Raw genomic sequence first — 9,043 nt, 5'->3', positions numbered from 1 at the left:
GGCGGACCTTCAGATATAATTCCACGGTGTAGATCCCCGAACCCTCCTGCGAACAGTGCAGAAGGGAAATAGGTGGCCGGATTTTAATCCGCCCGCAGCAGGACTATCCCGCCGCTACCGTGGCAGACTTTCTCACCGCCGCTCTCACCCTTGATCACGCAGGGAAGCGCTGCGGGAGTGACCCGGCGGTCCGCACCATCTCGGTGACTGCAACGACCGGTGGTGTCCCTCTCCAGACTCTGATCATGAGTCCTGGTCGAGGTCCTCCGGCGCGTTGGCCTGCAGTTTTATGGCGTTATCGAGCCGCTGGATGGTGAAGGCGCCGTCGGCGAACCAGAGCTCAATCTCGGCAGGATCGAGACTATCGACCATGGCCGGTGTCGGCACCTTGCAGCCAGCCTCCCGGATAGCCCTGACATTGTGCTGGTATCTCCGAATCCGCTCCTCCATCGGGAGGTCCGGACCGTGACGCAGCATCTTGTCCTTCGGCCAATGGCCCACGGGCTTTCCTCCGCCGGCAGAGATTACCAAGCATGTTAGGGGGCACCGCCGCCTGCGCAAGCGGGAAATGCGAGCCACTATGGCCAGCCACTTCCCGTGTCGTCCGGACCACCGGCTGGCGACAGTGCAATTGCCCAACCGCGAAGTCGAAGGCCGACCACCGTCCAGCCCGGGATGAAACGGAACCGCCCGATATTGCGGCCACGCAGCTGGACGCGGCGATCTTCACGCCAAAGGGATTCTGCCGGCTCGGGACTGCGGGAGAGGCTGGAAGCTATTTCAGGCCGAGCTTCTTCTTGAGTTCGGCGTTCTCATGCCGCAGACGTTCCGCTAGTTGCTTCTTCAGTTGCTTGTTCTCTTCCTCCAGCGCAAGGAGGTCATTCAGATCGGCAGGTGCGGCGGAAGCGTCGGCTGCCTTCTTCCACTGGTAGTAGGTCTGCTCCGATATACCCGCCTCACCGGTCGCCTTCTTGACAGACACGTGCGGGCCGATCGACTTCTCGATCTTGGCGAGTATCTGGGCACGTTGCTTTTCGGAATAGATTTTACGCTTGGCGCGCGCCGGCGCGGCCGGAGCCTCCGCCACCTTCGGTGCTGGTTTTGCGACTTCCTTTGCGATCCGCGGCTTTGGCGCCGCCTTTGGCTTTCTCGGTCGCGGAGCTTTTTTCTTCGGCGTCGGCTCAGGCACCGCTGCTGTTGCAGGGGCTTCGGCTGCGGTCTCGACGGTGTCAGCTTCCTGCGGATCGGGCATGTTGTGCTCCACCTTTGGTTGGTCGGGGATGTCAACATCCGTGGACAGCGCACCGGAGTCAACGGGCGGCCCATTCGAGGCTTTCCCCATCTCAGCGTCAACTTTCGCAGCGACCGCGGTCAAATCGATCCCGCTCCAGATCGAGCGGCTTCGTTCATGGATTCCGCGCTTGCGTTTGACTTCAACAATCACTGGACGCGTCTGTGGCTTCACAATTTCCACCTCGATCAAAACGACTTGCGACGGGTTGTCGGCATAGCGCGATCGATCCCCATAGTCATAGGATCCAAAAAGTCGACAAAACGAAAGGAACGCCTTCCGCTCGAATAGTGCCCCGCAACTACCGTTCGCCGGCCGCATTTCGAGGATTGATTTCCGAAATCCAAACTCCGTTCGCCCCCGCCTTCCTGCTATCCGGATCAGGCTCCGGGCGCAACGGTGACGTGGAGAGATTCCAGAATTCCGGGCAGGTCAGCGAGGCGTGGCAGATCGAGAGCGGGACTGTCAGCCTCCAGCTTCGGCGCTACCGCCCGGTCGTAGACAGCAACGCACTGCCTGTTGGTGATGCGCGACATGTAGACGATCCCGTCGAAGGTGGTCTGGTCATACAGGGACTGGCTCAATCTCCTGCCGGCGGCCTGCGCCTTCGCGCGGACGGCATCGGTGGACACGCCGAGCAGGCTCGCTCCCTCGTTTCGCAGGTCGAGGAGGAACAGCGGCAGCGGGTTTCGCACCGCAGCGATCGAGTATCGGTCGAACTCCTCTCGGAGAAGCAAGCGCTCGTCGGTCTTTTCGAAGCGATCCCGGACGATCGTCTCGGCAACAGCCGTCATCAGATCCTGCGCCAGATACAACAGCTGAAATCTGTTCCTCGGACTGGAAAAGCGCGAGCGGCCGTAGCCCATGCCGAGGGGCGTCGCTGCATGAGCGCGCGCGATGATCCTCACATAGTCGGTGACGTCGACCCTGACAGCGAGCTGCTGCAGAATGGCAGGGTCGAACGTCATTGCGGATCGAAATAGGCCTGGGCGGTTTCGATGACCTCTTCAATCCGGTCCTGCTTGAGAAGATCGATCGGCCTACGGCCGCCCAGCACAGGATTGACTTGGCGTAACCAGAGCCAGGCCGTGCGATGGTTTCCGGCAAGACCGACGACAGCGGAGATTCCGGGAGCCGGCCGCCCGTCGATGAACTGCCCGACGGGAAACACATGCTTTTTCGTCCCCTTCAGCAATCCTATGACCTCGTTCGCATGCTGCCATCGGTGAAGGGTCGAGCGAGGGATGCCATAGTCTCGATTAAGCTCGCTGGCGCCGGCGACCGTGCCAGCCCAGTCCTCGATCTTCCGGGCGACGGCGAGTTCATTGAGGAGGCGCTTTCCCTCCTCTTCGGGGACGATCGGCCCCAACCCCTCGCCTATTGATCGCTCGACCGTTTCGGGCACGACAAGCTCAATCTTGCGGCGGCCGCGCTCGTCACCAAAGGTTTCGACCAGTCGCCGGACGCCACGCACCAGTTCGGCCTGCCGTCGTGTAAGGGTCCGGCGGGCTTCCGCCGGAAGATCGAGAACCGCCTCAGCGGCGGCGCCGGCGATGCGAGCGGACAGGGCGAGCGAACCGGATTCGAATGCCGTGTCGCTTTTCAGTGCGTCGGTGACCTTGCTGGTGACGCGGTCCGCGACGCGGGTTCGGGCGTTTCGGGCGATCTGCATGTTCGGACTGGCCATCGGGCAACCTCCATCCTCTCAAAGGACAACATAGGCATGGAATTGATGTTTGTCCAGTTTGTCCCATTTGCTCCGAATGCACCATCTGTGACGAACGGATCGATACGACAATGCTGCATTGCACAACGTGCAATGCTGCTATGCGAAATCAACGCTGGAGTGGGTGCCTGGATGATGTAGCCTCCAATCAATAAAATTTCGTCGGAATCTACCTCCTCCCAGAGACTGACGGATACGGTCGACCTTCACCTCCTCCCGATCGTCGACCATCTATATGACGCCCGCCGCTCCACCCGCGGCGGGCGTTGTGCTTTCTGGCCCTGCACTTTGCGGGCAGCTACGCAGTCACTGCCGCGACCGGCGCCAACCCGCTGCCTGGGCTTCCTGTTCGGAACAGAACCACCGCTCGCCCTTGCCGGTCGAGACCCGCGTCCGCGCGTGGTAATTCTGACCGGGCACGTGGTAGATGCGCTCCCCCTTCCGGGAAATGTTACCCTTGATGTCGCAAGCACCCGACTGTTTGGATGCAGCGGCAGGCGAAACAGCCGATGGCGTCAGGGAAACGATCGACGAATTGTCGATCTGTTGACTCTGTACCGCCCGCCACTCCCACGGCAGTTCGAATTGACCCTGCCAGATGCCTACCTTTTCCGCCTTGGCGGCGGATTGCGCCCCGGAAAACGCACCGTTCGAATAGCGCGGCCAGTCCATGGCGTGCCCGTTTCGGACCAGCCATATTTGGACATTGGCGCCATCGGCGCGAGTGCAGTTGCCCACGAAACGGCCGTACTGGTCGCGCTCGACGAATTTGCAGGTCGTTGGCGACGCCGCCGCCAGCCATCCGGCCAGAGCCTCCGCCGCTCTCGCTCCACACCGATACATCCGGCCAGCCGCATCTGCGCAGAACTGCGCCGATTCCGGCGCGTCGATGCCGTTGAATCTGATCCGCTCGCCGTGGATTTCGATGGTGTCGCCGTCGATGACCGACGCGCGGCCGGCGATCGCTTCCGCGCTGCCCGAGGCCACAAGCTGCGCAGCATTCGGCAGCGGCAGTTTGTCCAGGAAACCCGGGCCGAAATACCCGGCTGCTCCGGCGACGCCCATGGCGACAAGGATCGTGGAGACACGCCCTGCCCTGCCTGACTTCCGCTGTTGGAAACTGACGACCTTGCCCATCGGTCGATCGATATCTCTGATTGTCGGGTGCCTAACCTGTCAGAAATAACTGAACATGCCCTTTCGGGACCTGTTCAAATGGCGACCAATTCAAGGGTCGGCAATGTGGAAATAAACGCAGGCGAGGGCGAGCTTGGTGCTCTCGAGGGACTCGTCTGCTTGTTCACAAGCCGGTGACGCGGCCATCCACCCCGACGGCGATCTTCCAGATACCGCCCCGTTCACGCAACCCAATCGCGCGCGACGGATTCCGCCCGGCCGGCAATGACGTTTTACGTCATTCTGTCATTCAGTTATAACGTCATCACCTGATAGCGTCACAACGGCATTGACGCATTGTGTCGTTCCGCACCTGACGCAACATGCCGAAGCCTCCTCCCATTCCCGGCTCACCGGACCTGCGACCCGCGGGCGCCGCATAGCTATATACAGATATGCTATCCTACCTAAACTTCTGCGGGCTTAAACGGTTGTCGCGAAGATCAGAATATGAAGAAGCTGCTTCGCTGGATATTTCTTCTGGTTGCTAGGGTGGGCGTTAGTGATCGCGATGGCCCCATCGTGCTTCCAACGGCTAGGGACGCTCGTTTGGGTCTCGCGCCATGCGGTATGGGTTACGCGCGCCGCTCTCTCGAATAAAAGATCGTCAGCGGTATCCGACGCACATCACGTAATCCCGGAGCAGTTGCTCCTCGTATTCTACGTCATCGAGCAGCGATTGGAGCACGTCTCTGGCATTGAGCACGCCGATGGGTTTCGAGGCTTGATCCACGACCGGGACGTTTTTCAGGTTTCGCTGCTTGATGGTTGACCATACATCGTTCAGCCAATCTTCGGGACGGCAGAAAGCCACCTTTGTGGTCATCACATTCGATGCCGCCATCGTGCAGCTGCAACCCGTGCACTGGCTGATATGCCCGACCACATCGGTCTTTGTGATAATTCCGGTCATTCTCCCGCCGTCGTCGCAGACGATGACGAGATTGAATTTCGGTCCGTTCAACAGCCGGGCCGCATCGATCAACAGGGCATTGGAATTGATCACGGCGAGGCGCCCTTGTGCCGTCGTCAGAAGCCTTTCAACCTTCGTCATTTCTACTCCTTGCGGATTTTTCGATCGCTCTTCGCCTGTCGCGCACGCCCAGATAGATGCCTACGCCCCTAGGGCAATCCGGAACGTCGCGATGATCCCGACAGCGGCAAGGGCGAAACACGCGAAACGCATCACGATCAGCGCCCAGATCTTGGCAACGGAGTGGACATAATCCTCGATCACCACCTGCAGTCCCAAGGCTGCATGCCAGAAAAGCGTGACCAGCAGGAGGACCATCAGCGCAGTGTTTGTGGGCTCGCGGAGCCAGAGGATGAATGTGCCGTAGTCACTACCGCTATGGGCGATGAGCGAAGCTGCGAACCATATTGCCGGCAGCACCAGCGCGACGGCCGTTATCCGTTCGCTCCACCAGTGTCCGAAACCCGACTTCGCGGAACCGAGACCGACGGCGCGGCCGAGCGGAGTTTGAATGCGAAATCGTCTCATGAACTGTGCCCCGCGATCAGCAGGCTGAGGACCCAAGAAACCACCGTTAGCGCCCCGCTTAGAAGGACCACAGCCCACCCGGAGGCATATATGTGCGTCAACTCGAATGCTCTCACGCTATCCCAAACCAGATGCCGGATACCGCCGCAAAGATGGAGGAAAAATGCGAACGTCGCGATCAGGAACAGAGCCTGCCCGGGCCACGAGCCGACTATGGCCAGAAGCTGGGAATACACGCCCGGTCCACTGGCCGCCGCCGCCAACCAGATCACGAGGACAACCGCGAAGACGCTCAGGGCGACACCGGTAATCCGGTTGGCAATTGAGAGCACGGAGGTGAGCTGTGGCCGATAAATCTGGATGTTCGGCGAGAGCGGCCTCGCCCTTCTGGTCATGCGTTCCATAGCGCGCGCCCTAGCTTTGCCGATCGACGATCATCTTCTTGATCTCCGCGATCGCTTTACCCGGATTAAGCCCTTTCGGGCAGGTTCGGGTGCAGTTGAGGATGGTGTGGCATCGGTAACGCCGAAACGGGTCTTCCAAAAGATCGAGCCGTTCGCCCGCAGCTTCGTCGCGGCTGTCGGTCAGCCAGCGCCATGCCTGCAAAAGTGCGGCGGGACCGAGGAACCTGTCTCCGTTCCACCAGTGGCTCGGACAGCCTGAGGTGCAGCAGAAGCAGAGAATACATTCGTAATAACCGTCGAGCTTCGCGCGATCTTCCGGCGCCTGCAATCGTTCCCGGTCGGGCGGAGGCGTACTGGTCTGGAGCCAGGGTTCGATCATCTCGTACTGTGCCAGAACATGGGTAAGGTCGGGAACGAGATCCTTGATGATGCGCATGTTCGCCAGTGGATAGATTTGTGCCGGCGTGCCGGTTTCCTCGATATAGCGCGTGCAGGCCAGCCAGTTCGTACCGTCGATGTTCATTGCGCAGGAGCCGCAGATACCCTCACGGCAGGAGCGACGAAAAGTCACGGTCGGGTCGACGTTGTTCTTGATCCAGATCAGGGCATCCAGAACCATCGGTCCGCAGGCGTCAAGATCGACCTCGAACGTGTCGAGCCGCGGATTATCGTCGCCATCCGGATCGTAGCGATATATCTCGAATGCCTTTGTGCGCACTGCGTCCTCCGGCGCTGCCCATGTTCGACCACGCTCGATCCGCGAATCCCGCGTTACGCCGAAATTTCGCGGCACAGGAAACCGCTTGAGGAGAGGATGTTTCGGGACCTGGTCGGAAGAGCGGACGATGAACGCATCAGTTCTCGGCATCGTTGCCACCGGATTTTGTTTTCTCGCCGGCGCCGCGCGAAGAGATCTTGATACCGGTCGATGGATTACTGACCGAAACCGGATCGCTGGCCGGGAATGTTTCCAACAGTCCTTCATCGAGCAGAGAATCCGGAGTTTCTGCTGCTGGGTCGTCGGCCGTCATATCCTTGTCGTGGTTCCACCGACCAGTTTGGGTGGGAAAAAGAAGCGTGAGCAGCAGCGCGGTATCCTCGATGCCTTTCACCGAATGCGGCTCACCGCCATCGAGGTACAACCATTGACCGGCCAGGAGCTCGACTGAAGTGGCCGGAAGTCCGAGTAATGCCCGCCCCTCCAGACAGTGCAATGTGATTGGGCCATCGACACGGTGAGTCTTGATATCCGCTCCAGCGCGGAGGACGAGGCGGACGGCCTCGAACGCGTCAGATTTAACGATTGCGGTTGTCCGAGCATGCTTCAGAGCAGGCCCCAACGGACTTAGGTCGATGATTTCTCCCGGATTGGCATGGCGGATTGCCATTTGAAGCTATCTCCTTGGCAAGACCTTACTTTGGGGCGTGAGCGGTGCGCCAGTAAAAGATTTGAGCGCTAGGCACTTTCTCTGGCTTCGCGCCCCGACACCTCTTCGATTATGACACGATAGAACACGTGGTCGCTGTGGTAGGATAGCGGCTGCGCGACAGGCTTCAAGGCGCCCGGTTCCCACCAATCGGTATGACGACTGAGCAGCGACCATGCATGGTCTCGGTCGTCTTGACGGGGCAACTCCTCATAGAGCCCGTCTACGATCACGCTTTTCCACTCCCGCCCGGGGCCGTGTTCCTCGGCGACGACCGAAACGTGCGGGTTGGCACGCATCCACTCGATTTTCTTTCCGGCATCGAGAAAGCGTAGAGATGATGGTCGGCATAGGTGAAATAGATTGGAACAACATAGGGACGCCCCTCGCTGACGCAGGCCAGACGTCCGATCCGCTCGGCGCTCAACAACTTCGTACATTCAAGCGCGCTAAGAGTCGGTTTCGAAACTCATGAGGACCGCGCCAACCGTCGGATGAGCAACATGGCGGCTGCGGCGTAGAGGAATGCGGCGGCGGAATTGACGGTCGCTTCGAAGTCTTTCGCAAGCCGCCTGTTGCGGTTAATCCAGGCAAAGAAGCGTTCAATCACCCACCGCCTCGGGAGAACGGCGAAGCCGACCTGATCCGGCTGCTTCCTGACGATCTCGACAAGGATGTTCGTGGCTGTCGCCACCCGCTCATGATTGTATCCGCCATCGGCCCAGACGTGCCTGACGAAGGGGAAGAAGGGGCGCGACACCTGCAACAACGGGCCGCCGGCATCGCGATCCTGGATGTTGGCTGGATGGGGTTCAACAAGCAGCGCGCGCCCATCTGTGTCGACCAATGCGTGGCGCTTGCGGCCCTTGATCTTCTTTCCGGCGTCATAGCCACGTGGCCCACCGGCTTCGGTGGTTTTGACGCTTTGGCTGTCGATGATAGCGGCGGACGGGCTGGCGTCGCGGCCGGCGCGTTCGCGATCCGCCATGACCAGTGCGTGGTTGATCTTCTCGAACACCGAACCGTCGCGAAAAGCCCCGAACCAGCGATAGACGGTCGGCCACGGTGGAAAATCCGATGGCAGGAGCCGCCAGGCAATGCCGCCGCGCAGCACATAGAAGATCGCGTTGATGATCTCCCGTATCGGCCAGGCGCGGGGCCGTCCCGTCTTCCGAGTGGCAGGCAGGTAAGGTTCAACCAGCCGCCACTCCGCATCGGTCAGATCGGTCTGGTATCGTGTCGCGGCACGGCTATGCTGTCGTCGGGTGGTCGGGGTCCACATGATAATCTCCAGGAAACTCGCAACTCCTTGGAATCATCTGAACCCCGGCCCCTCAACCCCCTTTCGAAACGGCCTCTAAGTGAACGAATGAACCGCGCCGGGTTTGCCAGAGGCCGTTTGGTTTAAGTTATGCGGCCATGGCTGGTTCTTCCAGCATGGCGTAGTAGCGTTCCTCGGCTTCGGCTGGCGGGATGTTGCCGATAGGCTCCAGCAGCCGGCGGTGGTTGAACCAGTCG

11 protein-coding genes and 1 pseudogene are annotated in these 9,043 nt (G+C 60.2%); all 12 read right to left on the bottom strand.

Annotated features, from left to right (window positions below; genetic code table 11):
- Positions 1–243 precede the first annotated feature (243 nt).
- Positions 244–501 (bottom strand): hypothetical protein, encoded by a 258-nt coding sequence (locus AB4136_RS33255; protein WP_137902240.1) that lies wholly within the window; start codon positions 499–501, stop codon positions 244–246.
- A 274-nt stretch (positions 502–775) separates the two neighbouring features.
- A complete protein-coding gene (locus AB4136_RS33250) occupies positions 776–1,474 on the bottom strand; it encodes a transposase (protein WP_441932330.1) in 699 nt (232 codons plus the stop codon).
- 197 nt (positions 1,475–1,671) lie between these two features.
- Positions 1,672–2,259, bottom strand: a complete 588-nt coding sequence (locus tag AB4136_RS33245) for an RES family NAD+ phosphorylase (protein ID WP_137902197.1) — start codon at positions 2,257–2,259, stop codon at positions 1,672–1,674.
- A complete protein-coding gene (locus AB4136_RS33240) occupies positions 2,256–2,978 on the bottom strand; it encodes an antitoxin Xre/MbcA/ParS-like domain-containing protein (RefSeq protein WP_137902198.1) in 723 nt (240 codons plus the stop codon). The genes AB4136_RS33245 and AB4136_RS33240 overlap by 4 nt, the downstream gene beginning before the upstream one ends.
- Positions 2,979–3,323: 345 nt before the next feature.
- Positions 3,324–4,154, bottom strand: coding sequence for a thermonuclease family protein (locus AB4136_RS33235; protein WP_441932325.1), 831 nt, complete (start codon positions 4,152–4,154; stop codon positions 3,324–3,326).
- 646 nt (positions 4,155–4,800) lie between these two features.
- Positions 4,801–5,247: a CBS domain-containing protein gene (locus AB4136_RS33230; RefSeq protein ID WP_137902199.1), complete on the bottom strand. Its 447-nt coding sequence runs from the start codon at positions 5,245–5,247 to the stop codon at positions 4,801–4,803.
- Positions 5,248–5,307: 60 nt separating this feature from the next.
- On the bottom strand, positions 5,308–5,694 hold the full coding sequence (sdhD, locus tag AB4136_RS33225) for a succinate dehydrogenase, hydrophobic membrane anchor protein (RefSeq protein WP_137902200.1): 387 nt from the start codon (positions 5,692–5,694) through the stop codon (positions 5,308–5,310).
- Positions 5,691–6,098 (bottom strand): succinate dehydrogenase, cytochrome b556 subunit, encoded by a 408-nt coding sequence (gene sdhC, locus AB4136_RS33220; RefSeq protein ID WP_441932323.1) that lies wholly within the window; start codon positions 6,096–6,098, stop codon positions 5,691–5,693. The genes sdhD and sdhC overlap by 4 nt, the downstream gene beginning before the upstream one ends.
- 10 nt (positions 6,099–6,108) lie before the next feature.
- Positions 6,109–6,891, bottom strand: coding sequence for a succinate dehydrogenase iron-sulfur subunit (locus tag AB4136_RS33215; RefSeq protein ID WP_441932328.1), 783 nt, complete (start codon positions 6,889–6,891; stop codon positions 6,109–6,111).
- A gap of 61 nt (positions 6,892–6,952) precedes the next feature.
- Positions 6,953–7,486 (bottom strand): cupin domain-containing protein, encoded by a 534-nt coding sequence (locus AB4136_RS33210; RefSeq protein ID WP_441932321.1) that lies wholly within the window; start codon positions 7,484–7,486, stop codon positions 6,953–6,955.
- Between the two features lie 68 nt (positions 7,487–7,554).
- A pseudogene (locus AB4136_RS33205) lies at positions 7,555–7,955 on the bottom strand (pyridoxamine 5'-phosphate oxidase family protein).
- A 39-nt stretch (positions 7,956–7,994) separates the two neighbouring features.
- The gene (locus AB4136_RS33200) at positions 7,995–8,807 is read right to left on the bottom strand and encodes an IS5 family transposase (protein ID WP_137902201.1); all 813 of its coding nucleotides are present in this window, start codon (positions 8,805–8,807) and stop codon (positions 7,995–7,997) included.
- Between the last annotated feature and the right edge of the window lie 236 nt (positions 8,808–9,043).

It is taken from the genome of Mesorhizobium sp. 2RAF21, assembly GCF_052115345.1.
Taxonomy (GTDB): domain Bacteria; phylum Pseudomonadota; class Alphaproteobacteria; order Rhizobiales; family Rhizobiaceae; genus Mesorhizobium; species Mesorhizobium terrae.
The sequence above is the reverse complement of the archived record's forward strand: the minus strand, read 5'-3'. Positions and strand labels throughout refer to the sequence as shown.